Raw genomic sequence first — 24,025 nt, forward strand, 5'->3', positions numbered from 1 at the left:
GCTCACTCGTTCCTGCTCAGAGTCGGGAGGCACGGCTCTGCTGGTACAGCAGCCAGGCCAGGTAGGTGCCGCCGATACAAAGGGTCGGGATGCCGACCGGCATCTGGGTGTCGGGCCAGATCCGCTGCGCGGCCAGGTCGCCGACGATCAGGATCAGCGCCCCCATCAGCGCCGCGGGCACGATCGAGACCGAGCCGCCGGTCAGCCGGCGCATGATCTGCGGCGCGGCCAGCGCGACGAACGCGATCGGCCCGGCCGTCGCGACGGCGCCGGCGCACAGCACGGTGCCGATCACCAGCAGCCGCCGCCGGGTCACCTTGACCCGGACGCCGAGCCCCTGGGCGAGATCGTCACCCATCTCCAGTAGCCGCATCTGGTTGCCGATAGCAAGAATCGGGACGATCAGTACGGCGATGGTCAGGCCGATGATCTGCACCTGCTGCCAGTCCGCTCCGTTCAGGCTGCCGACCAGCCAGGTGTACGCGCCCTCGGCGTCCTGCAAGCGGGCCCGGAGCAACAAGTACGAGACCAGGCTGTCGAGCAGCGCCGTCGCCGCGACGCCGACCAGGATCAGGCGGAACCCCTGGACGCCGCCGCCGCGGTAAGCGAGCCGGTAGACGACGGCCGCGGTGACGAAGCCGCCGACGAGCGCGCCGCCCATCCCGGCGAGCTCCTGGCCGCCGAGGACCAGCACCGTGGCCACCGCGCCGGCCGAGGCGCCCATCGTGAAGCCCATGATCTCCGGGCTGCCCAGCGGGTTCCGCGTCACCGACTGGAAGATCGCGCCGCTGGCGCCGAGCGCGAGCCCGACGAACGCCGCGGTCAGCAGCCGAGGCAGCCGCAGGTTGTAGATCACGAACTCCTGGGTTGCCGCGCCGCGGCCGCTCAGCGTCGCGAACACCTCCCCCGGTGTCATCGGATAGTCGCCGCTGCACAGCTGGACCAGCGCGAAGGCGAGCATCGCCAGCACGACCAGACCGCTGGCGATCACGGCCCGCGGCCGCCACAGCACCGACCAGTCGCCGTACGCGAGCCGCGCGATCGCCGGCCCGCTCTGCACCACCCGCGGCGCGGTCACAGCCCGGCCATCCGGCGCCGGCGGATCAGGTAGACGAACACCGGCGCGCCGACGACGGCGGTGACCAGTGCCGTCGGCAACTCACCGGGCCGGGCGATCAGCCGCCCGGCCAGATCGGCGGCGATCATCAGGATCGGCCCGACGAGCAGGCAGTACGGCAGGACCCAGCGATGATCGGGGCCGGTGAAGGTTCGCACCATATGCGGGACGACGAGGCCGACGAACGAGATCGGCCCGGCCGCCGCGGTCGCGGCGCCACAGAGCAGGGTCGTCGCGACGACCCCGAGGAGCCGCGTCCGGGCAACGTTCGCGCCGAGGCCTTTGGCGGCGTCCTCTCCGAGCGCAAGCGCGTTCAGGGAGGCGACCAAGAACAATGCGAGGATCAGGCCGAGCACGACGAACGGCGCGACCTGGACGACGACGGGCATCGTCCGGCCGGACAGCGTGCCGACGCTCCAGGCCCGGAAGCCGTTGAAGACCGTGGACGACAGCAACACGATCGCGGAGATCGCGCCGGTGAGCGCCGCGGTGATGGCCGCGCCGGCCAGGGCCAGGCGGGCCGGGCTAGCACCGGCAGTGCCGGCCGAGCCGAGGGCGTAGACGGCGACGGTCGCAATACTCGCGCCGACCAGCGCAAACCAGACGTAGCCGGAGAGCGCGCCGATCCCGAAGTACGCCATCGCGATCACGACGCCGAGCGAGGCGCCGGCGTTCACGCCGAGCAGGCCGGGCTCGGCGAGCGGGTTACGGCTCAGCGCCTGCATCAGCGCGCCGGCGACGGCCAACGCCGAGCCGACCAGGACGCCGAGGAGCGTGCGCGGCAACCGGACGTCGCGCACGATCACGTCGGCGTCCGTACCCCCGACCGTCAGCGCCCGCCAGACCTGACCGAACGGCACATGCTCAGCCCCGAACGCCAGGCTGGACGCCATCAGCAGGACCAGAATCGCGGCTGCGACGCCGAGCCCGAGCACTAATCGACGCCGGACGTCGTGCACCACCACCGGCGGCGACAACACCTCGGTACTCATTGGACACGCTCCAATTCGCACCAGTGGGTGAGGCAGTTGCCCACCCGGTCGCCCGCCTCGCCGTGCTTGACGGCCCGGGCGGAACCGACCAGCCGATCGGTCTGGACGTCGAGCGCGAGTTCGAGCCACGGGCTGGCCAGCATCGCGTCCGGGGTCGGGAACTGCACCTCTGCCGCGAACATCACGTCGTACGACTCGTCCTCTTCGAGGCGGGCCGTGGTCCGGGTACCGTCCGCGACCTCGACCCAGGCACCTTCGTCGGCCGACACCCCCAGCCGCAGCGGCACCGGCCCGGTCGGCGTCTCGGCGTACCCGGCCCACTCCCCGATCGCGCGGACGGCGGACGGCGGCGGGCCGTCGCCCGATCCGATCCGGCTCACCAAGCCGTCGAGGAGGAGCTCACACGCCGCCCGCGCCTGCAGGCAGGAACCGGTGCGGTTGATCACCGCGGCCACGCTCACGCCGTGCTCGGGCAGGATGGCGATCGACGTACCCACGCCGCACATGTCGCCGAGGTGGGTCAGCACCTCGACGCCGTCCGGGTAGCGAGCGTTCAGCCCGAGGCCGTAGACATCAGGGCGCCCACCGGACGCCGGAGCGACACCTGGACGCCGTACTGCGGCCGCGGACGCGGGTGTCAACGCAGTGGATCCCTTGACGTGCAACTGCCCGAAGCGGGCCAGGTCGGCGGCGGACATCCAGGCCATCCCGGCGGCCGAATGGCTGCTGTGGATCGTTGGGTAGGGCAACAGCTTCTCGGCGGTGTACTGCACCGCCGCCTGCGCCCCGCCCGCGCCGGGACCGAAGGCGCCGGAGGTGAGGCCGAAGGGCTCGTAGAGGTGCTCCCGCAGCAGCTCGGCCAGCGACCGGCCGGTCGCCGCGAGCAGCCAGGGTTCGAGGACGCCGTACCCGAGGTTGGCGTACTCGAAGCGAGTGCCGGGCGGGCGGATCTGGACGCCGTACCGCTGCACGACCTGCTCGATCCCGGGCGTCGGCTCGCCGTACGCGAAGTCCCAGTAGCGGCCGAAGCCGGCGGTGTGGCTGAGCGCCTGACGGACGGTCGCGCGATTCTTGCCGTCGAGCCAGGGCAACCGGTCGCCGAGCGGCTCGTCGAGATCGATCAGACCCTGCTGCGCGAGCAGGACGCACAACGTCCCAACGAGCGGTTTGGTCACCGAGGCCAGCAGGTACGGCGTGTCGCCGGTCGCCGGGCGGCCCGCCAGATCGGCCATCCCGAAACCGCGGGCCTGCACCTGGTTGCCGTGGGCAACCGCGACCGCGATCGACGGCAGCTGGTGCTCGTCGAGCAGCTCCGCGATCCGGTCGGCGACCTGGTCGAGGCTCGGTACGAGGGTGGGTTCACTCATCGTTCGTAGCTCCAGCTGTCTTCGGTGAACTTGGCCAGCAGCTCCGGATCGGGGGCGGCGCCGATCCCGGGACCGGTCGGCACCAGTACGTGCCCGTCCGGTTCGAGCGTGACAGGCACCGTGAGGTCGGTGTCGTAGAAGCGGTTCGAGGCCGACGTGTCGCCGGGCAGGGTGAAGCCGGGCAGCGCGGCGAGCGCGATGTTGGCCCGGCGGCCGATCCCGCTCTCCAGCATGCCGCCGCACCAGACGGCCACCCCGTGCGCCTGGGCGAGATCGTGGATCCGGCGGGCCTCCAGGTAGCCGCCGACACGGCCGGGTTTGATGTTGATGATCCGGGCCGCGCCGAGCGAGATCGCGGCCGCGGCGGCCCGGGCCGAGACGATCGACTCGTCCAGGCAGACCGGCGTCGTGATCAGCTCGGCGAGCTGGGCGTGCTGGAAGAGATCGTCGTGGTGCAAGGGCTGCTCGATCAGCAGCAGCCCGAACTCGTCCAGGCGGCGCAGCTGCGCGGCGTCCGCGAGGTCGTACGCCGAATTCGCGTCGACCTGCAACGGCAGATCGGCCCCGAACCGCTGCCGGACCGCGCGGACCGGCTCGACGTCCCAGCCGGGCTGGATCTTCAGCTTGATCCGCTGGTACCCCTCGTCGAGGAAGCCGCCCACGACGTCCAGCAGGGCCGGAACCGACGGCTGGATGCCGACCGAGACGCCGGCCGGGATCCTGGTCCTGGTCGCGCCGAAGTAGCGGGCGAGGGACATGTCGCGCTGCCGGAGCTCCAGGTCGAGGACCGCGAGCTCCAGCGCGGCCTTGGCCATCGGGTGCCCGACGATCCCGCTCAGCGCCGGGGCGACGTCCGAGGCGGAACGGACGTCGGCCGCGACCAGCCGGGGCAGCAGGAACGACCGGAGGACGTCGGCCGCGCCCCGGCTGTACTCGGGTGAGTACGTCGGCTGCTGCTCGGCGACGCACTCACCCCAGCCCTCGACACCGCCGCCGGTCAGCCGGACGAGCACGATCTCGCGCTCGGTGCTGACGCCGTTCGACGTCTGGAAGGGGGTCCGCAACGGCAGGCGCACCGTGCGGACCTCGATGGTCTCGATCAGTCCGGTCATGAGGAGAAGTTCGCCACCTTGGTGTCCGGGGCGCCGTCGATCGCGAGTTTGATCTGCGGGACGACGTGCTCGATCGCGTACGGCAGGCTGAGCACCGTCCCCCAGTCCATCGCCCAGAACGCCGAGTCGGCCTTCATCCCGGTGGACCACAGCGAGCGGCCCTCCTTGGTCGACTTGAGCCCGGCGACGACCGGGTTCTTCTTCAGCGCCTCGACCTGACCGCCGTCCGTCGTCCAGAGCACCAGATCGGCCTTGCCGACCAGCGAGAGCTTCTCCGACGAGATGTCGGCGCTGTAGGCCTTGCCGATCAGCTTGTCCAGCTCGGGCAGCGTCTTGAACCCGAGGTCGGTGAAGAACTTCGACCGCGGCGTCGACGGCCCGATCACCTTGTAGGTCTCGCCCCAGCGCTCCGCGAGCGCGATCGTCAGCCCGGCGAAACCGGTGTTCTCGGCGCCGGCCGCGGACACCTTCCGGCGCGCCTCGTCGACCAGCTCGTTGCCCTTGTCAACCTTGTTCAGCGCCTGGGCGAGCATCTGGGTCTGCTGGTCCATCGGGGTGTTCCAGTCGGTGAACCCGGCCGGCTGGGCCAGTACCGGGCAGATCGCGCTGAGTTTGTCGTACTCCTTCTTGGTCATCCCGCCCATCACGCCGGTGATCAGATCCGGTTTCAGGGCCAGGATCTGCTCGACGGAGTACTCCTCGAAGTCGAGGAAGGCCGGCGCCTTCGGGAAGGCGTCCTTGTTCCACGGGTGCAGCGGCGAGTACCAGTCCCCGCTGAAGACGCCGACCGCGATCGGCGGGACGCCGAGGGCGACCAGGACGTCGATATCGGTCTGCCCGAGGGCGACGATCCGCTTCGGCTCCGGCGGAACCGTGGTCTTGCCGTACGCGTGCTCGATGGTGCTGCTGGTGGGTGCGCTACTCGCGCCGGACGACGCGCCGGAGGATTTCAGCCCGTCGTTCGTACACCCCGGGAGAACGCTCGCCGCGCCCAGTGCGCCGAGCCCGGCGAGCAGGCGACGGCGTCCGAAACTGTTCTGCGTGTAGACGCGTGCCGCGCCGTGTGCCGTTGGCCTGCTCATTCCGACCACTCCTTCAGAGTCTGTCCCCGCGCTCAGGTGTCGCACATGCTAGGTAGCGCCGGACCGCCGTTTCGTCGGCGAAGCCGACGAACTATCCGGCCCCGATCCGTCGGTTCAGACGTGTCCGGGCGCGGTCTCCCACAACAAGGCGCACACCCCCAGCAGCTGATCCGGTGACGCCGCGTCGAACTCCAGTCGCAGCCGGTCGATCTGCCGCATACCGGGGATCAGCGCGCCGATCTCGGCGTGCGCGGGCATCTTCAGATCCACGGTCAAGGTGAGTGCCTCGGGCAACTTCGGGACCGGCAGGGTGTCGGCCCGCCGGACGGCGGCCGCGGCGCCGGCCCGGACCAGCTCCTGCGCCTTCACAGGATGGACGGACGCCGCCGCGAACTGCCCGACGGCCCGTTTCACCTGGACCGCCTCGACGCCGGCGTGCTTCTCCCGCGTCAGCCGGCAGATCTCGTCGTCCCCGGTGACCAGGCCGACCGGGACGCCCAGCGCGGCCGCCTGCAGGACGCCGAGGTCGGTCTCGGACGCGATCTCGCCGTTCACCAGGAACCGGGTGAACGCCAGCGAGGACAGCGTGTGTGAGAAGACGCCCGGCAACCCGGCCGGCGCGTGGTAGCCGACGAACAATGCGACGTCGTGGTCCGACGTCATTCCCTGGATCATGCACTGAGCCTTCGGCCGCCCCTGCAGGACTTCGGCCCGCTCGTCGAGCAGGTCGGGCAGCAGGTTGTCCATCGTGCCGTGCGCGTCGTTGACCAGGACCTCGGTGGCGCCCGCGTCGAAGGCGCCCGCGATCGCCGCGTTGGTCTCCGCCGTGATCAGCCGCTGCGCCATCGGGTAGTTGTGACCGCCGTGGTACGCCTGGTCCGGCGTCGCGATCCCCGCGATGCCCTCCATGTCGACGGAGATGAAGACTCGCATGCAGTTGCGCTCCTGTTCTCGTGATTCACCAGTTGCCGTGTACGAGCTCACCCGCGATCACCGTGGCCTCGACCGGCACGGTCGCGAGCTGCTCGACGGGATGTGTGTGCGGGTCCGCCGCGAGGACGACGAGGTCGGCCGGCTGCCCGGGTTCGATCCGCTCGTGGCGGGTCGACGCGGCCAGCGCCTGACCGACCGAGATCCGCTGTTCCGCATGCCAGGGCTCCTGCCCGGCATCGGTTCGCGTGACCGCGGAGGCGATCGAGACCCAGGGGTCGAGCGGCGCCACCGGCGCATCCGATCCGAGGAGTAGCCGAGCGCCTGCAGCGAGCAGCGAGGCGAGCGGGAAAGCGCGCTCGGTACGACCGGCCCAGTGTTTGTCGGCGACGTCGCGATCGTCGATCGCGTGCCGGGGCTGGACGCTCGCGGCGACGCCGAGCCGCGCGAAGCGGCCGAGATCCGCCGTGCTCAAGAGCTGTGCGTGCTCGATCGTCCCGCGGGCGCCGGTCCGCTCGAAGGTGTCGAGGGCAAGCGTGTTGGCCCGGTCACCGATTGCGTGCACGGCGGATGCGATCCCGGCCGCGTGGGCCCGGCTGACCAGCTCGTCCAGGTCCTCGGCCTGGACCGCCTGGACGCCGTACGCCGTATCGCCCGCCAGGCCCGGGAACGCCTCGTGACACCAGGCGGTCCGGGTGTTCAGCGAGCCGTCGACGACGATCTTGAACGACCCCATCTCGACCAGGCCGCGGGTGTCGGGGAGGACGTCGCCGGTCGCCAGCCCACGCCGGATGGCGTCGTCCAGGTGGTCGGTGTAGACACCGCAGGCGACCCGCATCGACGTCCCGGCGCGGGTCCGGCGGACCCAGCTGTCCAGGTTCGGGCGGCGCTCGAACTCGATGATCCCGACCGTCCCGCGGGCGTGCGCCCGGCGGACCGACTCGGCGACCAGCGCGTCCAGCTCGGCGATCGGGAGATCGTTGACCCGGGCCACCAGCTCGTAGCAGTCGTCTTCCAGGACCAGCCCGTCGGAGGCCAGCCCGGGCACCCAGCGGCGGAGCGCCGCGGTGTTGAGCCAAGCGCAGTGGATGTCGTGACTGATCAGGACAACCGGTACGTCGGCGCTGTGCTTGTCCAGCAGCTCCGCGGTCGGGCGGTCGAGCCACGTCCCGTCCTGGAAGCCCGTCCCGACCATGGTCGCGCCCGGCGCGGTCGGCCGCTCCGCCAACCGCTTGCCCACCAGCGCCGCACACTCGGCCGCCGACCGCGCCCCCGACACGTCCAGCCGGCTCTCGCTGAGCGCCAGCATGTCGAAGTGCACGTGGTGATCCCACAACCCGGGCATGAGCACTCGCCCGTCCAGATCGACGGTCTCCCCCACGGCCGGTGCGCTGCCGGTCGGCCGTACCGCCGCAATCAGGCCGTCCCGGAGGACGACGTCCATCAACCGTCCGTCACCACTCGACAACGTCCCAACCAACCGAGCCCGAGTCAACGTCCTGGAAAGCGTCATGCCGACACTCTCCAGCCCACCACCGCCCCCGGACACCAGCCCATCCCACACATTTGCCACCCCCGCCTCGTCGAGTCCGACGACTAGGCTCCGTGGCGTGACGGGTTACGACGTACTCTCCGGCCGGCTGGTGAGCGAGCCGGCGCTGTGGACCTTCCTGCTGACCACCTTCGGCGCCGAGCCGGACGACGTCTTCCTGGCCGAGCAGGACGAGGCCCCGGCCAAGCTCGCGGACTGCCCCGGCACCGATCCCTTCGGCGTGTTCTGCATCTGGTCCCGCGTCCGCGGCGACTTCGCCATGACGCTCAGCATCGGCCTCGACCCGGACGCCGCCGCGCGCGCCACCTGTCAGCAGTTCGCCGCCCGGTTCGCCGCGGCCTTCGACACCCAGGTCCTCCACGGCGAAACCGAGCCGCCCGGTCTGTGGACGCTGACCGGCCCGGACGGAGCCGTCGTGTTCGTCCCCCTCGACGAGCACGACGACGAATACACGCTGGGGTCGCCGGTCGGCGGTTAGTACGCGATCGTGAAGCGGGTGCGGCGGTGCGCGGGCGTCTCCAGTTCGTCGATGAGGGCGACGGCGAAGTCCTCAGCGGAGATGTGGGTGCCGACGGGTTCGTCCTTGCCGAGGGTGAAGACTCCGGTGCGTTCGCCGGGGGCGATCTCGGGGGCCGGCGAGAAGAGCGTCCAGTCGATCTCGGGCGGGGTGGCCCGGAGGGTTTCGAGGACCTCGGCCAGCGCGAGGGCCGGCGGGCGGTAGATCTCGGGGAAGCCGGGGGCGTCCAGGAGCAGGCGGCCGTCGACGAGCAGGCTGCCGGCGCCGCCGACAACCATCAGGCGGGTGCCGACGGTCGCGCTGATCAGCGTTTCGATGGCGTTGACGAAGTCTCGGGGATCACCGCCGGCCGGACCGATGGCGGACACCACGACGTCCACCGTGGCGGCCAGCTCCTTGGCCGCCTGCGCGTCGCCCGCGCTCCCGGTGACCGCGCGGACGCCGTCCGGCGAGACCCCGCCGGATCGGGTCACCCCGATCACCTCGTGCCCGCGCGCCAACGCCTCGGCGGCCACCCGGCTACCTACCATCCCGCTCGATCCGTACACCGCGATCTTCACTGCACTCTCCCTTACCGGAGCAACTGGTTACGTGGCTCCAGAGGACGTCGCAGCGCAGGTCACCGAACAGGTCGATCGCAGCTCACCTGATGACCACAAACCGCTCAGCTGATCAGGCCACGCCGGGTCGCCTCGGTGACGGCGGCAGCGCGGTTCGGCGCGCTCAGCTTGCGGTAGACGCGGACGAGGTGGGTCTTGACGGTGGCTTCACTGAGGAAGAGCGCCGCGGCGATCTCGCGGTTGCTGTGGCCCTGGGCAAGGAGGCGGAGGACTTCGACCTCCCGGTCGCTGACGGGCGCGGCCGGGCTGGTGACTTCGTCGACGAGCAGCTCGACGGCTTGATGGGCCATCCCGGTGCCGCCGTCGTTCGCCGTCCGGAGCGCTCGGAACAGCTCGTCGGGCGGGCCGGCCTTGAGGACGTAGCCGCGGGCGCCGGCCGCCAGAGCGAGGGCGACGTCCGTGCGGGTGCCGTGGCTGGTCAGGACGACGACCTTGATCGCGGGCGCGACGGCGGCCAGGCGCCGGGTCGCCTCGATACCGTCGATCGCGCCGTTGTCGAGCCGGAGATCCATCAGGACGACGTCGGGCCGCAGGTCGAGCGCCAGCCGGATCGACGCTTCGCCGTCGCCGGTCTCGCCGACCACCTCGACCCCGGGCTCACCGGCCAGGAGCGCGCGCAGCCCGGCCCGAACGACGACGTGATCGTCGACGAGCAGGACCCTCATCGCGCACCCACCGGCAGCGAGGCGATCAGCGCCGTGCCGCGGCCCGGCGTACTGTCCACGGTCAGCGTGCCGCCGAGGGCGCGGAGCCGCTCGCGCAGCGAGGGCAGACCGAAGCCGCGGTCCGGCGCGTTGGCCCGGCCGGAGACGCCGCCGCCGTTGTCGGTGATCTTGAGCCGCAGCGACTCGTCGAGCCAGTCGAGGACGACCTCGATCCGGTCGGCGCCGGCGTGATCGCGAACGTTGGCGAGCGCGCCTTGCGCCGTCCGGAGCAGCGCGGCTTCGGCGTCCGGGCTGAGCGGTCTGCGCGCGCCGTTGGTGATCAGCTCGACGGCCGGACCGTACTGGCGTTCGCGGCGGCACAGCTCCTCGAGGGCGACTTCGAGGCCGCCGTCGTCCAGCTCGGGCGGCGTCAGATCGGCGATCAACCGCCTGGCTTGGGTGACGTTCCGGCCGAGGGTCTCGGAGACCGCCTGGAGGTACTGCCGGGCCTGCGCCGGGTCGTCGTCCCAGTCCCGGTCCGCGGCTTGCAGCAGCATGCGGCTGCCGGCGAGCTCCTGGGTGATCGTGTCGTGGATCTCGCGGGCGAGCCGGGCGCGCTCGGCCAGGACGCCGGCCTCGTGCTGCTGGCGCGCCAGCTCGTCGCGAGTGCTCTGGAGCTGGTCCAGCAGGTCCTGCCTGGCGGCGAGATCGCTGTGCTGGCGGGCGTAGAGCGCGACGGTCGCCCAGGTCGCGACCGCGGGCAGCAGAATCAGCTCGAACCCGCCGCCGTGCCGGTAGAGCGTGATGACGAGCGCTGCGGTAACGATGCTGATGGCAACGATCGCCGTCCGGCCCGCGAGCGCTCGGAGCAGCAGGCAGGCCAGCGGCACGGCGAGCCAGCTGTAGACCGACGCGAGCGGACCGGGGACGACGTTGATCAGCACGATCCACACGACAGTCGTGGCCGCGACCAGCGGAAGCTGACCCCGGCCGAGCCACGCGGCCGCGGCGTACCCGCCGCAGAGCAGCACGCTGAGTGTCAGCACCCGGACGCACAAGGGCGAGTTGAGCGTCAGCAACCGCCCGAAGGTGCCGGCCACGATCAGGAAGAACGCGGCATGGACGGCGATCTCCAGGCGCGAAACGGCGTTCCGGGACATCTGGGCTCCCTCCGGGCAGGACACTCGAGTGTAGCCAGCGGCAACCAGTCAGCGGCCGGGGTGCAGGCCCAGCCAGCCCGGGGTGGGCGCACCGACGACCTCACCGAAGTACAAGCTGAAGGTCTGCCGCCAGCGCTCGACCTCGGCCCGGTCGGCCATGAACGCCGGGAAGCCGTCGAGGTTGGCGTTCTGATAGGTCCAGATCGGGCGCAGGCCGGTGCCGGGAGCGACGTCCGTGCGGACCGACCAACCGTTGAAGGCGAGGCGCTGGCGTTCGACGCTGAGCATCCAGTTCAGGTAGAGCTTGGCGGCGGCCGGGTTCTTCGCCCTGGCCAGGATCGCAGCGCGCTGGCCCCAGGCCATGAAGGGGTCGGCAGCCGGGACGATCCAGCGGGTCGGCGAGGTGACCCGCGGGTCTCCGCCGCCACCCACGCCGAGCGCCTTCGCGCCCTGGGCGACGGCCTCCGCCGGGGTGAAGCTGCCGCGGGCGAAGGTGGGCTGTTGCTGGGCGAGGTCCGCGATCCAGGACCAGCCGTAGGCTTCGGCGTACAGCTTGAACAGGTACAGCGTGGCATCGTCGTCGTTCGGGTAGGCCGAGGCGATCCGGCCGCGCCAGCGCGGATCCGTCAGCTCTCGCGGGGACGTCGGCGCCGCACCTCCGACGGCGGCCACGTCGTACATGAAGCTGAACGCGAACAGGTTGATCGCGATCCAGGCGCCGTCGGCGTCCTTGAACCGGTTGTGGACCTTCCCGAATCCGGCCGGCTTGTACGGCAGGAGCTGCCGCTCGTGCTTCCAGCGCGGGAAGTTCTGCACGGTCTGCAGCTGGACGACGTCCGGGACCAGCGTGCCGGTCGCCAGCTGGTTGTTGATCCGGACGTCGTGGAACTTGCTGTAGTCGACGATGATCCGGATGTCGACCTCCGGGAACCGTGCCCGGAACGCCGCCGCGATCGCGTCCTGCTGCAGCGACCGGTCGCCACCGGCGTACACCACGAGCTTCCCGGACTCGGCCACGGCCGCCCGGTAGAGCTCATCCAGCGAGCGGCTCTCCTCCCGCGCCGTCGTCCGCGCGGACGACGGCGTCCCGACCGCCACCGCCGCCCCGACACCGGCACCCACGCCCAGCAACATCCGCCGACTCAATCCACCGGTCACGATCCGAACCTCTCCTCGACAACCTGACCACTCGATCCTGTCGCCGGGCCGGCCCCGCGCGCGTCGTCCGTCCGGTTCAACCGGCCGCCGTCCGATGGAACCGGGATTCAACCGTTCGGTTGAACGGCCGGGAAGACCCGGCGGCGGTCGGAGAGCATCGGCAGGATGGCGGTCAGGCCGCCGTCGATGCGCAGTGTCTGACCGGTGACGAACTTGGACTCGTCGGAGGCCAGGTAGACAACGGCGGCGGCGATGTCGTCGGGCTCGCCCTGGGTCGTGATGGCCTGGGAATCGCGGATGAGTTTCTGCGGCTCCAGCCAGTCCGGCCAGGGGCCGGCGTCGATGTCACCGGCCGGGATCAGCCCCGGGGCGATCGCGTTGGAGCGGATGCCGAGATGGCCGTACGCGGTCGCGACCGACATCGTCAGGTAGTCGATCGCCGCCTTGCTGGTGCCGTAGGAGACCAGCACCAGATCACCGCCCGCGCTCTGGCTGGACGACGTGTTGATGATCGAGCCGCCACCGGTCTCAGCCATCAGCGGGATCGCGTACTTGCTGCCGAGGAACACGCTGCCCGCGTTGACCTCGAAGGTCCGCACCAGGTGCTCGCGGGTGGTCGCCAGTACGTCGACGTCCCCCTGCAGCCAGTCGAGCTCCGTCAGCGCGGCGTTGTTCCACAGCACATCCAGCCGCCCGTACGTCGTCCGCGCGAGCTCGATCACCGCGGCGATATCCGACTCGGAGCCCACGTCACCGCGGTACGCCGTCACCTCGGAGCCCTCGGCAACCAACTCCGCGGCCCGCGCCTCCACCGCGGCGGACCGGCCCATCATCACCACCTTGGCGCCCTCGGCCGCCATCGCCCGGACGCCGGCCAGCCCCAGCAATCCCGCCGCCCCGGTGACCACCGCGACCTTGCCCCGCAACCGTCCCATCCGAGCACTCCCGTCGGTCGTTGAAATTTCAGCACAACCCTAGTCGAGTGTGCTGAAATTTCAACAAACAGGGTGTCAGGCCTCCGGCCAGCCGAGTTTTCGCAGTCCGTCCGGGGCGACGACCGCGGTGGCCAGCACCGCGCTGATCTCACGCAGCGAACGCTGCTGCTCCTTGGTCAGCCGATCGAACATCAGCGCGCGAACCTGGGCCGCGTGTGCCGGCGCCGCCCGGCGGACAAGGGCCATCCCCTCGTCGGTCAGCTCGGCGAGCTGACCGCGGGCGTCGGTCGGCGACGGGACGCGGCGAACCCAGCCGTCGCGGGCCAGGCGATCGACGATATGGCTCAAGCGGCTACGGTCGAACACGGAACCAGCGGCCAGCTCGGCCATCCGCATCGAGCGGCCGGGCGCTTCGGACAGACGGGAGAGTACGTCGTAATACGCGAAAGACAGCCCTGCGTCGTCCTTGAGCTCCCGCTCGAGCCGATCGGTGAGCAATTTCGTCGCGAGCAGGAAACTGCGCCACGTCGCCTGCTCCTCCGCATCCAGCCATTTTCGCTTCGCCACGACCGCCGTCCCCGTCCTGTTGAAATTTCAGTACCGATGCTAATCCCCCGGAGGCCCGATGAATCAGCCGACGTTGCGCGACGTCCTGCTCGGCGTTTCGTTGCTGGCCGGGAGCGCGAATGTGGTGATGCAACTGGCACGGCCCGGGGTCGGGCGCGGGGTCGTCGAGAGCCGGGTGGATGGGAGCAATCTGTTTCGGCACCCGGTCCGGCGAACCCGGACGACGCTCACCTACCTGGCAGTCGCGGCGATGGGGACCCCGGCGGAGCAGGCGGCGTACCGACGGTTCGTGAACCGGGCGCACACCCAAGTGCGTTCGACCGCGGCGAGCCCGGTTACCTACAACGCCTTCGACCCCGAGCTGCAACTCTGGGTAGCAGCCTGTCTCTACAAAGGTTTCGAAGACACCCAACGCGCCTTCTTCAGCCCCGACCCCGAGCGGCATTATGCGGAGGCAGCCATCTTCGGCACGATGCTCCAAGTCCGGCCCGAGCTGTGGCCGGCGGATCGGGCGGCCTTCGAGGAGTACTGGACCCAGGCGCTCGACCAGGTCCACGTCGACGACGACGTCCGGCAACACCTACTAGCAATCATCGATCTCAAATTCCTACCAGCCTGGCTGGCCGCGCTCGGCCGACGCTTCCACCGTTTCGTAACAATCGGCTTCCTGCCACCCCTGTTCCGCGACCAGATGAACCTGACCTGGAGCTCCCGCGACGAAGTCCGTTTTCAGCGGCTACTACGCGGAATTCGGTCCGTCGTCCGCCGTTCGCCGGGCCCGATCCGCCGTTTCCCCTTCAACCTCTGCCTCTGGGACTTACGTCGCCGAATCGCCACTAACCGAGTCTGACCTACCGCGGTACGTCGCCGCGCCAGGCGCCGGTTTCGGCGCCGCGGGATTCGATGAACTCTTTGAAACGCTGGAGGTCACCTTTGACGCGGCCCTCGACTACGCCGAGTTTGTCGCCGACCTTCTCCAGGAATCCTTCGGGGTCGATGTCCATCTGGGCGGTCACTCGGCTGCTGGTGTCGGTCAGTTTGTGAAAGGTCACGACGCCGGCGTGGCGCGGGCCTGAGTCCGATTTCCAGGCGACGCGTTCGTCCGGGTGTTGTTCGGTTACGGTCGCGTCGAACTCGCGCGTCGCCCCGCCGACCTTGACCACCCAGTGGTTGTGCGTCGCGTCCAGCTGACGGATCTCCTCGACGCCTTCCATGAACTGCGGGAAGGACTCGAACTGCGTCCACTGGTTGTACGCCGTCGTCACCGGGACGTCGACATCGATCGACTGCGTCATCGTGCTCATCGTCGCTGACCTCCAAGAAGTCGTTGCTGTCGAAGGCCCCCGGTGCCCGCCCCCGCAGCAGCTAACCGGATCTTCTACGGAAGACCAGGAGGGTCAGCCCGGCGACGAGCAGCACCACGACGCCGGCCCCGACCACAACCCACGGCGTCCCACTGAAGTCATCCGGGTCGCCGTCCGCGGTCCCCGGCGGATTGGTCGGCAACGGAGTGTCCGTGGACGTCGGCGTCGGCGTCGGGTCGGCCATCGGCTGCACGACGAGACCGTCAGCCGCGGTCGCACCCGAAGTCCACGGCGTCACCACGACCAGCGCGCCGAACGCCACCGCTGCCAACAACACCACGACCACCCGGCCCACCTTCGACCGCATCAGCTCTCCGCCGCGCGCTGCACCTTTTCCTGCAGCGCCGTCAACACCGGCAGCAAGTTCGGCCGCTTCTCCGGACTGTCCTTCAACTCGTCGAACAGCCGCTCCACCTCACGGTGGTCATGCATGATCAGATCGACAACATCGCCCGACATCGTCCCGTCCTTTCACTGAGTCCCGAGCCGGTACCCGGGCCCAACCACCCCAGACGCTTCGGGCCCGATCGGCGTGCGTCTTGTTACCTAGCTGGGTTTGGGGTACTGGCGGGGTTTGGTCGAGGGAAGGGGCTGTGATGCGCAGCGTTGTGATTACGGGAGCTGGTAGTGGGATCGGGGCCGCGACTACGTTGCGGCTGGATGCTGAGGGGTGGCGGGTGTTCGCTTGTGTGCATGGGGCGGGCGCTGAGGTGCTTGATCAGCAGACTTCGGCGAATGTGACTGTTCTGCATCTGGATGTGACTGAGGCGAACTCGATCAAGACGGTGGCGGCGCAGGTTGATCTCGCGCTTGGCGGGGGCGGGTTGCATGCGTTGGTGGACAATGCGGGGACCGCGGCGGCCGGGCCGCTGGAGACGCTGCCGATCGAGAGTCTGCGGGACCAGCTCGAGGTGAATGTTGTTGGCCAGGTTGCTTTGACACAACGGATTCTGCCGTTGTTGCGTCGAGCGGAAGGCTCGCGGATCGTGCTGGTCGGGTCGATCGGTGGGCGGGTTGCTACTGGGTTCGCGGGCGCGTACCACGCCTCGAAGTACGCCCTGGAAGCGATTGCCGACGCGTGGCGGCAGGAGCTGCTGCCGGACGGGATCCAGGTGGCGATCGTCGAGCCCGGCCCGCTGGCCACGCCGATCTGGTCGAAGGCCGCGCAGAAGCTCGACTCGCTACCGCCGAGCGCGATCTACGACGAGCGGCTCGAGACGCTCCGCAAGGTACTGCGGCGCCGCGGTAAGGAGAGCCCCGGCCCGGAAGAGGCCGTCGAGCTGATCCTGCACGCAGTGGACGCCGATCGCCCGCACACGCGTTACGCGAACGGCCTGACCGCCACCATGCTGCCCAAGGTTCGCCGGCTGATCCCCGATCGGCTGTTCGACCGGATGGCGCTGCGAACCACCGGACTAGGAGCGAGCTGATGAAGGCACTGACCTGGCAGGGCAAGCGGAAGATCGAGTACGGCGACGTCCCGGATCCGCGGATCGAGGAGCCGACCGACGCGATCATCAAGGTCACCTCGAGCGGTATCTGCGGTTCGGACCTGCACTTGTACGAGGTGATGAGCCCGTTCCTGGACTCCGGTGACGTGCTCGGTCACGAGGTGATCGGGATCGTCGAGGAGACCGGTGCGGCCGTCCCGGGGCTGAGCGCCGGCGACCGCGTCGTCGTACCGTTCCAGATCGCCTGCGGTTCCTGCTTCATGTGCGACCAGGAGCTGCAGACGCAATGTGAGACCACGCAGGTCCGCGACCAGGGGATGGGCGCGGCGCTGTTCGGTTACACCAAGCTCTACGGGCAGATCCCGGGCGGTCAGGCGGAGTACCTTCGCGTCCCGCAGGCCCACTACGGGCCGATCAAGGTCCCGCACGGCCCGCCCGACGACCGGTTCGTCTACCTGTCCGACGTCCTGCCCACCGCTTGGCAGGCCGTCGAGTACGCCGCCGTCCCCAAAGGCGGCACGGTCGCCGTCCTCGGTCTCGGTCCGATCGGCGACATGGCCTGCCGGATCGCGCTCCACCGCGGCCACCGCGTCATCGGCGTCGACATCGTCCCCGAACGCCTCGAACGCGCCCGCCGCAACGGCGTCGAGACCCTCGAGTACGCCGACGACGTCGCGGACGCGATCCGCAACCTCACCGACGGCCGCGGTCCGGACGCCGTGATCGACGCAGTCGGCATGGAAGCCCACGGCTCCCCCGCCGCCAAGTTCGCCCAGCAAGCCGCGGGTCTGCTGCCCGACGCCGTCCAGGGCGCCGTCATGCAGAAGGCCGGCGTCGATCGGCTGGCGGCTCTCCTTCTCGCCGTGGACGCCGTCCGTCGCGGCGGGACCATCTCCCTGGTCGGCGTCTACGGCGGGATGGCCGACCCGCTCCCGATGCTCACGATCTTCGACAAGCAGATCCAGCTCCGGATGGGCCAGGCCAACGTCCGCCGCTGGAGCGACCAGATCCTCCCGCTCCTCGGCGACGACGACCCGCTCGGCGTGGACACCTTCGCCACGCATCGCCTGCCGCTCGGCGACGGACCTGGCGCCTACGAGATGTTCCAGGCCAAGCGCGACGGGGCGGTGAAAATTCTGCTGAGCCCCGGGGAAAAGGCCGGCTGAGCGGCCGGCCGGGCCCGGACGGATGGTTGCGGGGTAGCAGGTCAGGTGACTACAGTCACTAATCGGTAAACAAGGTTTCCTAATAGTTTGCCTGCTGTTCACCGAGCCCCGCCCCATCCGGCCCGAAGGAGCACGCATGCCCGGGTTTCGCCGTCCTGCCCTGTTCGCCGCGGTCGCGGCTGTTCTGATCACTCCGCTGGCCACGAGTCCGGCCGGCGCGGCGCCGGTGGCGTGGCCAGGCGGTTCTGCGGTCACTGTTGCCGATGGCAGCAATGTGTTCGGGACGAACCTGAGTGGGCTCTCGTTCGATGGTCCCGACGTGTTGTGGGCGGTGCGAAACGGGCCGAGCACGTTGTATCGGCTCGTCCGGGACGGCGCCAAGTGGCGGCCGGACTCGGTTGGCCCGCGGTCGCTCAACTACCGCAACGGCAAGGGCGAGCCGGACGCCGAAGCGGTGGTCCGGACGCCGGACGGGTTGCTCGTGGCAACCGAACGCGACGGCGACGGCAGCGGGTCGAGCCTGAAGGTGTTGCGGTACGACCCGAAGTCCACCGCGAAGACGCAGAACGCGACCGCCGAGTGGGATCTGACAAGTGACCTGCCCAGCGTGGACGACAACAGCGGCCTCGAAGCCATCTCCTGGGTTCCGGACTCGTTCCTGACCGCGCAGGGCTTTCGGGACGAGCGGACGAAGGCCCTCTACAACCCCGCGTCGTACGCCAACCATGGCACCGGCCTGTACCTCGCCGGCCTGGAGGACAACGGCACGATCTACGCCTACGCGCTGAATCAGTCCGGCGGCACGTTCACCCGCGTCGCAACCTTCGCCAGCGGGCTCGGCACGATCATGGACCTCGAGTTCGACCCGGCGTCCGGCCTGCTCTGGTCCAGCTGCGACAACCATTGCGACGGCCGCAGTACGACCCTGACCGTTGCTGCCGGCAAGTTCTCCGTCAACGCCACCTACAACCGGCCGTCGCAGCTGCCGAACCTCAACACCGAGGGATTCGCGATCGCCCCCGCGTGTAGCTCCGGCCGCAAACAGGTCGTCTGGGCCGACGACGACAACACCGACAACCACGCGCTCCGCGCCGGTACCCTGAACTGCACCGCCACCGCGCTCAGCACGCCCGCGGACGACGGCTGGCAGAAGATCGGCGACGGAATGCTGTCCGGCGTGAGCGGCATCGCCGTCCTGGACCGCGATGACGACGACGTCGACGCGCTCGTCGTCCGGGACAACAAGAAGGCCGGCGAGAATCGCGCGGTCCGCGTCCGGATCGAGGACGGCGACGTCCGCAAGGTCGAGTCGATCGAGTGGCCGGGTGAGCTGCCGGTCGACCTGGAGGCGGTCGAGCCGGTGCCGGGGCGGGCCGGCGAGTACATCGCGCTCGCCAGCGCGGGTAAGGGTTTCCGGTTCCAGCTGAAGGGTCTGAAACTCAAGGTGCTCGCGACCTTCCAGGTCCCGGCCGGGCTGACCGGTGACAACTACGAGAGCTTCGCGCTGAAGACCGTCCGCGACCGCCTGTACGCCGTCTGGGCGGACCGCGGTCAGGACGCCCGCTCCTCGACGATCTCCGCGGCTCGGCTCGACGTCGCCAAGTCGGCCTTCGGGAAGGTGAGCACGGTGACGTTCCGGGTGCCCTACCCGGCGACCGACGTCCGGCACATCTCGGACCTCGAGATCACCGCGACGAACCAGATCCTGGTCACCGCCGCCTCGGACCCGGGCGACGACGGGCCGTTCGACTCCGCGGCGTACGTCGCCGGAACGCTCGGCCAGGACGGCGGGATCACACTCGCGACCCGCGAGTTCGCGCGCTATCCCGGTCACAAGATCGAAGCGCTGAGCTGCCTGTCCCGGTCCTGCGACCGGATCCTCTACGGCACGGACGACGAAGCCGCGGGCGGCGCCGTCCGCATCGGCAAGTTCTGACGCACTTCTACCTGGGGAGACCAATAAATGCGTGCTCTGGCGTTGGCAGTGGCTCTGACGGTTCTCGGCGGGAGTACGGCGGTGGCGGTCGCGCAGACGGCCAAGAAGCCGGAGGAGGACAAGCGGCCGCGGGTCGCGAAGAACATCATCTACATCCAGGGCGACGGTCTGGGGCTGGGACAGCGGAACCTGATCCGGCTGGCGACCAAGGGCCGGTACGGCGAGCTAGAGCTGGACAAACTCCCGGTCGCGGGCATGGTGCGGACGACGTCCATCGACCCGCACGAGGTCGTGACGGACTCCGGCGCCTCGGCGACCGCGCTCGCCACCGGCCAGAAGACGATCAACGGGCGGATCGGGATGGACGCCGCGGGTCGGCCGATCGAGACGATCCTGGAGCGGGCGAAGAAGGCGGGCAAGTCGACCGGGCTGGTGACGACCGCGCAGGTGACCGGGGCGTCGCCGGCGTCCTTCGCGGCGCACGTGCCGAGCCGGGATCTGCAGAGCGATATCGCCAAGCAGTACGTCGAGAAGATCCGGCCCGACGTCCTGCTCGGCGGCGGTGAGGACTGGTGGTACCCGAAGGGCGATCCGGGTCTGTGGCCGGACAAGCCGGGCGAGGAGAGCCGCAGTCCGTACGGCAATCTGGTGAAGCAGGCGCAGCGCACGGGCTACACCTACGTGCGCAACGGGAACGAGCTGCGCGATACCCGCGCGACCCGGCTGCTCGGGCTGTTCGCGAACGAGGACATGGTCGACTACGGCCCCGAAGGCGTCGGTAAGTACGCGCCGCGCGTCCCGTTGGTGAACATGGCCCGCAAGGCTCTCGACGTCCTGTCGCAGAACCCGAAGGGGTTCTTCCTCTTCCTCGAGGAGGAAGGGATCGACGGGCTGTCCCACGACAACAACGCCGGTGAGGTCATCCAGGCCGGTAAGTCACTGGAGGCGATCGTCGCCGAGGTGATGCGGTTCGTGAAGACGCACCCGGACACGCTCGTGATCATCAACGGCGACCACGAGACCGGCGGCCTGAGCATCCAGGACTACGACACCGATGAGGAGAAGACCGATCCGCGGCAGGACGGCCCGTTCGCGATCCCGGGCTCGAACCTGCGGTTCGCGGTCGACTGGACGACGAACAGCCACAGCGGCACCGACACGCCGCTGACCGCGAGCGGCCCGGGCTCGGAACGTCTCGGCCGGGTGCTCGACAACACCGAGGTCTTCGAGGCGATGCGCGCCGCCGCCCGGATCTGAGGGTGGCCGGGGGCGGCCCGATCCGGCACGATGGATCGAACCGCCCCCAGTACTTCGATCGGAGTCCGCCGATGCGAAAGTTGCTGCTCCTTGCCCTGTCCGTCCTGCTCACGCTGACGCTCGCCGCCCCGGCGTCCGCACAGACCCTGGCCGCCCGGAAGGGGGTCAGCGCGAACGGCGTCGCCGGCGCATCCCAAGCGCTGACCGCCGTCGGCGCGAGCTGGTACTACACGTGGGCTGTCAACCCCCAAGGCATCGCCACCCCGCCCGGCGTCGAGTTCGTCCCGATGATCTGGGGCCGCGGCTCCGTCACCCCGGGCGCGCTCGCCGAGGCGAAGGCCAACGGCACCACCCTGCTCGGTTTCAACGAGCCGGACATGGCCGGTCAGGCGAACATGACCGTCCAGCAGGCTCTCGATCTGTGGCCACAGCTGCAGTCGACCGGGATGCGCCTCGGCGCCCCGGCCGTCGCCTTCGGCGGCGACACGCCTGGCGGCTGGCTCGACCGCTTCATGGCGGGCGCGGCCCAGCGCGGCTACCGCGTCGACTTCATCCCGATCCACTGGTACGGCTCCGACTTCTCCGCCGCCGCGACCGGTCACCTCGAGAGCTATCTGAACGCCGTCTACAACCGCTACCGCAAGCCGATCTGGCTGACCGAGTACGCCCTGACCGACTGGTCGACCGGCACCGCCCGCTACCCCACCCAGGCCCAGCAGGTCGACTTCATCAACAGGTCGACCGCGATGCTCAAGTCGAAGTCCTACGTCGAGCGCTTCTCCTGGTTCACGCTCTCCACCCAGGTCGCCCCGACCGGCCTCTGCAACGGCGCGACGCCGAACACCTCCGGAAACGCCTACCGAGCCGCCTGAGCTGACAAAGACTCGAGCGTCCAGCGGCCGATCACGACTGTCACCAGCGCTCCGAGCAGCAGGACGACGGCGCCGACCGCGAAGCCGGCGCCGACCGGCAACCACAACGACACCTCACCGGCAGCGAAGGCCACGACCAGCGCGACCGGCCAGACCGCCGTCACACCGAGCTTGTGCTCCCGGCGCCAGCTACGGCTGGTCCACACCAGGATGGTCGCGAACAGACCCGCCAGGAAGCACAGGCCGGTGCCGAGGAGGACGGCGGCCGGGTGCAGGTTCCAATCGGCGTTCTCGTCGAAGTGCGACGTCACGGCCATCCCGACGCCGAGCGCCAGCAGGCCGTCCGCCGCGCAGAGCGCCGCCAGGCCCGCGGCGATCGTCGTCCAGCGGTCCGCGAGCGACGGACGCGGCGCGGGCGGCTGGTCGGCGCGGGCCGCGGCCGCCACCGACTCCGGCGAGCCCAGCCGGACCAGGGCATCCCGGACGGCGGCGTCGTCCCCATCGGACTCGACCTGCGCCAGGTGCTCACGGATCCCGCCGACGATCTCGGCCCGCAGATCGGCCGGAACCTCGCTCAGCAGGTGGGTGAGTTCCTCGAGATACCGCCGGACCTCGGCGCTCGCCTGCTTCATCACGTCGACACTCCCTCACGTTCGTGACCAGGTACCTTGCGACGCACGATACCAGCTCTTCGGCGTCCCCGAGGTTTACGGAGCGTGGAGTACGGTTACTGACCGCAGACGTTTCGGTTCGCTCACGGGGAGTTGGTATGCGCCGAGTGCTGTCGGTGGGAGTTGCTGTCGTCGTGGTCGGGGCATCCTTGGTCCCCGCGGTCGCCCAGGCAGGCGTCGCGTGGGGCGCGTGTCCGGCGAACTATCCGGCCGGGCTGGAGTGCTCGACGGTGCAGGTGCCGCTCGACTACCGACGTCCGGACGGGCGCCAGATCGAGGTGGCGATCACTCGGCTGCCGAGCAAGGCGCCTGCGAAGCGGCGCGGGGTTCTGCTGGTCAATCCGGGCGGGCCGGGGCTTCCGGGCGCCGCCGTACCGGTCGTGCTCGAGCTGCCGCAGGCGGTGCGGGACAGCTACGACGTGATCGGATTCGACCCGCGCGGGGTCGGGCGCAGTGCCCCGCTGACCTGCAACCTCACCGAGGCACAGAGCGCGGTCGCGGCGGCGCCGCCGTACCCGCTGAATGCCGCAGACGTCGCGAAGGCGGCTGAGACCGCGAAGACCGTGGCTCGCCAGTGCACGACGTCCGCGACGGCTGACCTGCTGCCGCACATCACCACGGCCAACACCGCCCGGGACATGGACCGCATCCGCGCGGCGCTCGGCGAGAGCAAGCTCTCCTACTACGGCGACTCATACGGGACCTACCTCGGCGCGGTCTACACGACGCTGTTCCCGGAGCGCAGCGACCGGATCGTCCTCGACAGCGCGCTCCCGCCGGACGGCTACGACGTCGACGCGCTGCGCGACCAGGGTCTGGGCTTCCAGCAACGTTTCCCGGACTTCGCACGGTTCGCCGCCGCCCATCCCGAGCGTTACGGGCTCGGCGCGACGCCGGCCGCGGTGACCGCCAAGTGGTTCCAGCTCACCAAGCGCCTCGACCGGGCGCCGATCCAGGGGTACGACGGGACGCTCTTCCGGACGATCGCCGCTTTCTACCTGCGCGCGGAGTTCTACCTCAAGGACCTCGCCGAGCTGATGCACGCGCTCGACACGAACCAGCCGTTGCCCACGGCCCGCAACGCCGCCGCCTTCGACGATCGCGGCAGCTTCCCGGTCGGCCACCTCGCGGTGATCTGCGGCGACTCCCGCTGGCCGACGTCCGTCCGCAGCTACCAGACCAATGTCGCGATCGACCGGATCCGCTACCCCTTGTACGGCGCTTGGTCCGCGAACATCCGGCCGTGCGCGTACTGGCCGGCGCCGGCCGCGGCCAAGGTCCGGATCACCGACCGCGGCCCGTCGTCCGTCCTCATCCTGCAGAACGAGCGCGACCCGGCCACTCCCCTGCGCGGCGCGCGGAAACTGCGAAACGCGCTGGGAGCCAAGGCCCGGATGGTCGTCGTCGACCAGGGCGGGCACGGCGCCTATAACCCGGCGATGAATGCCTGCGGCAACGCTGCCGTCACCGACTTCCTGGTCACCGGCCGCCGTCCGGCCCGGGACGCCTTCTGCCCGGCGGAGGCGGCAGCCCGCGACAACTAGGTCGCGGGCCA

Annotated in this window: 25 protein-coding genes; 8 read left to right on the top strand and 17 right to left on the bottom strand. The window is 70.0% G+C overall.

Going from position 1 to position 24,025, the window contains the following annotated elements:
• Nucleotides 1-16 precede the first annotated feature (16 nt).
• The 7 genes from ACZ6ZD_RS23120 to ACZ6ZD_RS23150 form a co-directional block, all read right to left on the bottom strand.
• Nucleotides 17-1,078 (bottom strand): FecCD family ABC transporter permease, encoded by a 1,062-nt coding sequence (locus tag ACZ6ZD_RS23120; protein WP_465675318.1) that lies wholly within the window; start codon nucleotides 1,076-1,078, stop codon nucleotides 17-19.
• Complete coding sequence (locus ACZ6ZD_RS23125) at nucleotides 1,075-2,109, bottom strand: FecCD family ABC transporter permease (protein WP_465675320.1); 1,035 nt, start codon at nucleotides 2,107-2,109, stop codon at nucleotides 1,075-1,077. Before ACZ6ZD_RS23125 ends, ACZ6ZD_RS23120 begins: the two co-directional genes overlap by 4 nt.
• The gene (locus ACZ6ZD_RS23130) at nucleotides 2,106-3,476 is read right to left on the bottom strand and encodes a serine hydrolase domain-containing protein (RefSeq protein WP_465675322.1); all 1,371 of its coding nucleotides are present in this window, start codon (nucleotides 3,474-3,476) and stop codon (nucleotides 2,106-2,108) included. The genes ACZ6ZD_RS23125 and ACZ6ZD_RS23130 overlap by 4 nt, the downstream gene beginning before the upstream one ends.
• Nucleotides 3,473-4,588: an o-succinylbenzoate synthase gene (gene menC, locus ACZ6ZD_RS23135; RefSeq protein ID WP_465675324.1), complete on the bottom strand. Its 1,116-nt coding sequence runs from the start codon at nucleotides 4,586-4,588 to the stop codon at nucleotides 3,473-3,475. Before menC ends, ACZ6ZD_RS23130 begins: the two co-directional genes overlap by 4 nt.
• The gene (locus ACZ6ZD_RS23140) at nucleotides 4,585-5,670 is read right to left on the bottom strand and encodes an ABC transporter substrate-binding protein (RefSeq protein WP_465675326.1); all 1,086 of its coding nucleotides are present in this window, start codon (nucleotides 5,668-5,670) and stop codon (nucleotides 4,585-4,587) included. The genes menC and ACZ6ZD_RS23140 overlap by 4 nt, the downstream gene beginning before the upstream one ends.
• Before the next feature lie 114 nt (nucleotides 5,671-5,784).
• The gene (locus ACZ6ZD_RS23145; RefSeq protein ID WP_465675328.1) at nucleotides 5,785-6,603 is read right to left on the bottom strand and encodes a M55 family metallopeptidase; all 819 of its coding nucleotides are present in this window, start codon (nucleotides 6,601-6,603) and stop codon (nucleotides 5,785-5,787) included.
• 25 nt (nucleotides 6,604-6,628) lie between these two features.
• On the bottom strand, nucleotides 6,629-8,113 hold the full coding sequence (locus ACZ6ZD_RS23150) for an amidohydrolase (protein ID WP_465675330.1): 1,485 nt from the start codon (nucleotides 8,111-8,113) through the stop codon (nucleotides 6,629-6,631).
• Between the two features lie 97 nt (nucleotides 8,114-8,210).
• Here ACZ6ZD_RS23150 and ACZ6ZD_RS23155 point away from each other — a divergent pair, with 97 nt between their 5' ends.
• A complete protein-coding gene (locus ACZ6ZD_RS23155) occupies nucleotides 8,211-8,630 on the top strand; it encodes a hypothetical protein (protein ID WP_465675332.1) in 420 nt (139 codons plus the stop codon).
• Here the strand turns inward: ACZ6ZD_RS23155 and ACZ6ZD_RS23160 are convergent.
• The 6 genes from ACZ6ZD_RS23160 to ACZ6ZD_RS23185 form a co-directional block, all read right to left on the bottom strand.
• Nucleotides 8,627-9,229, bottom strand: a complete 603-nt coding sequence (locus ACZ6ZD_RS23160; protein ID WP_465675334.1) for an NAD(P)-dependent oxidoreductase — start codon at nucleotides 9,227-9,229, stop codon at nucleotides 8,627-8,629. The genes ACZ6ZD_RS23155 and ACZ6ZD_RS23160 overlap by 4 nt on opposite strands.
• Before the next feature lie 104 nt (nucleotides 9,230-9,333).
• Nucleotides 9,334-9,954: a response regulator transcription factor gene (locus tag ACZ6ZD_RS23165; protein ID WP_465675336.1), complete on the bottom strand. Its 621-nt coding sequence runs from the start codon at nucleotides 9,952-9,954 to the stop codon at nucleotides 9,334-9,336.
• On the bottom strand, nucleotides 9,951-11,093 hold the full coding sequence (locus ACZ6ZD_RS23170; protein ID WP_465675338.1) for a sensor histidine kinase: 1,143 nt from the start codon (nucleotides 11,091-11,093) through the stop codon (nucleotides 9,951-9,953). Before ACZ6ZD_RS23170 ends, ACZ6ZD_RS23165 begins: the two co-directional genes overlap by 4 nt.
• 48 nt (nucleotides 11,094-11,141) lie before the next feature.
• A complete protein-coding gene (locus tag ACZ6ZD_RS23175; protein ID WP_465675340.1) occupies nucleotides 11,142-12,251 on the bottom strand; it encodes an ABC transporter substrate-binding protein in 1,110 nt (369 codons plus the stop codon).
• A 107-nt stretch (nucleotides 12,252-12,358) separates the two neighbouring features.
• Nucleotides 12,359-13,186, bottom strand: a complete 828-nt coding sequence (locus tag ACZ6ZD_RS23180) for an SDR family NAD(P)-dependent oxidoreductase (protein WP_465675342.1) — start codon at nucleotides 13,184-13,186, stop codon at nucleotides 12,359-12,361.
• 75 nt (nucleotides 13,187-13,261) lie between these two features.
• Nucleotides 13,262-13,753, bottom strand: coding sequence for a MarR family winged helix-turn-helix transcriptional regulator (locus ACZ6ZD_RS23185; RefSeq protein ID WP_465675344.1), 492 nt, complete (start codon nucleotides 13,751-13,753; stop codon nucleotides 13,262-13,264).
• Between the two features lie 58 nt (nucleotides 13,754-13,811).
• Between ACZ6ZD_RS23185 and ACZ6ZD_RS23190 the strand changes: the two genes are divergently transcribed.
• Complete coding sequence (locus ACZ6ZD_RS23190; protein ID WP_465675346.1) at nucleotides 13,812-14,603, top strand: oxygenase MpaB family protein; 792 nt, start codon at nucleotides 13,812-13,814, stop codon at nucleotides 14,601-14,603.
• Nucleotide 14,604: 1 nt separating this feature from the next.
• Here ACZ6ZD_RS23190 and ACZ6ZD_RS23195 read toward each other — a convergent pair whose 3' ends face one another.
• The 3 genes from ACZ6ZD_RS23195 to ACZ6ZD_RS23205 all read right to left on the bottom strand — a co-directional run bounded on the left by ACZ6ZD_RS23195 (nucleotide 14,605) and on the right by ACZ6ZD_RS23205 (nucleotide 15,576).
• Nucleotides 14,605-15,057 (bottom strand): SRPBCC family protein, encoded by a 453-nt coding sequence (locus ACZ6ZD_RS23195; protein WP_465675348.1) that lies wholly within the window; start codon nucleotides 15,055-15,057, stop codon nucleotides 14,605-14,607.
• Nucleotides 15,058-15,118: 61 nt separating this feature from the next.
• Nucleotides 15,119-15,424: a hypothetical protein gene (locus ACZ6ZD_RS23200; protein ID WP_465675350.1), complete on the bottom strand. Its 306-nt coding sequence runs from the start codon at nucleotides 15,422-15,424 to the stop codon at nucleotides 15,119-15,121.
• Nucleotides 15,424-15,576: a hypothetical protein gene (locus ACZ6ZD_RS23205; RefSeq protein WP_465675352.1), complete on the bottom strand. Its 153-nt coding sequence runs from the start codon at nucleotides 15,574-15,576 to the stop codon at nucleotides 15,424-15,426. The genes ACZ6ZD_RS23200 and ACZ6ZD_RS23205 overlap by 1 nt, the downstream gene beginning before the upstream one ends.
• A gap of 137 nt (nucleotides 15,577-15,713) precedes the next feature.
• Here ACZ6ZD_RS23205 and ACZ6ZD_RS23210 point away from each other — a divergent pair, with 137 nt between their 5' ends.
• The 5 genes from ACZ6ZD_RS23210 (at nucleotide 15,714) to ACZ6ZD_RS23230 (ending at nucleotide 21,799) form a co-directional block, all read left to right on the top strand.
• The gene (locus tag ACZ6ZD_RS23210; protein WP_465675354.1) at nucleotides 15,714-16,547 is read left to right on the top strand and encodes an SDR family oxidoreductase; all 834 of its coding nucleotides are present in this window, start codon (nucleotides 15,714-15,716) and stop codon (nucleotides 16,545-16,547) included.
• The gene (locus ACZ6ZD_RS23215; protein ID WP_465675356.1) at nucleotides 16,547-17,734 is read left to right on the top strand and encodes an alcohol dehydrogenase catalytic domain-containing protein; all 1,188 of its coding nucleotides are present in this window, start codon (nucleotides 16,547-16,549) and stop codon (nucleotides 17,732-17,734) included. Before ACZ6ZD_RS23210 ends, ACZ6ZD_RS23215 begins: the two co-directional genes overlap by 1 nt.
• Nucleotides 17,735-17,870: 136 nt before the next feature.
• Entirely contained in the window at nucleotides 17,871-19,670 is a 1,800-nt protein-coding gene (locus tag ACZ6ZD_RS23220) for a hypothetical protein (protein ID WP_465675358.1), read from the top strand.
• Between the two features lie 27 nt (nucleotides 19,671-19,697).
• Entirely contained in the window at nucleotides 19,698-20,927 is a 1,230-nt protein-coding gene (locus ACZ6ZD_RS23225) for an alkaline phosphatase (RefSeq protein WP_465675360.1), read from the top strand.
• Between the two features lie 71 nt (nucleotides 20,928-20,998).
• Nucleotides 20,999-21,799 (top strand): glycoside hydrolase family protein, encoded by an 801-nt coding sequence (locus ACZ6ZD_RS23230; protein WP_465675362.1) that lies wholly within the window; start codon nucleotides 20,999-21,001, stop codon nucleotides 21,797-21,799.
• Here ACZ6ZD_RS23230 and ACZ6ZD_RS23235 read toward each other — a convergent pair.
• Nucleotides 21,784-22,431 (bottom strand): HAAS signaling domain-containing protein, encoded by a 648-nt coding sequence (locus ACZ6ZD_RS23235; protein ID WP_465675364.1) that lies wholly within the window; start codon nucleotides 22,429-22,431, stop codon nucleotides 21,784-21,786. The genes ACZ6ZD_RS23230 and ACZ6ZD_RS23235 overlap by 16 nt on opposite strands.
• Before the next feature lie 137 nt (nucleotides 22,432-22,568).
• Here ACZ6ZD_RS23235 and ACZ6ZD_RS23240 point away from each other — a divergent pair, with 137 nt between their 5' ends.
• Nucleotides 22,569-24,014, top strand: coding sequence for an alpha/beta hydrolase (locus tag ACZ6ZD_RS23240; protein ID WP_465675366.1), 1,446 nt, complete (start codon nucleotides 22,569-22,571; stop codon nucleotides 24,012-24,014).
• The last annotated feature ends 11 nt before the right edge of the window (nucleotides 24,015-24,025 follow it).

This window comes from Kribbella sp. NPDC104218, assembly GCF_055584105.1.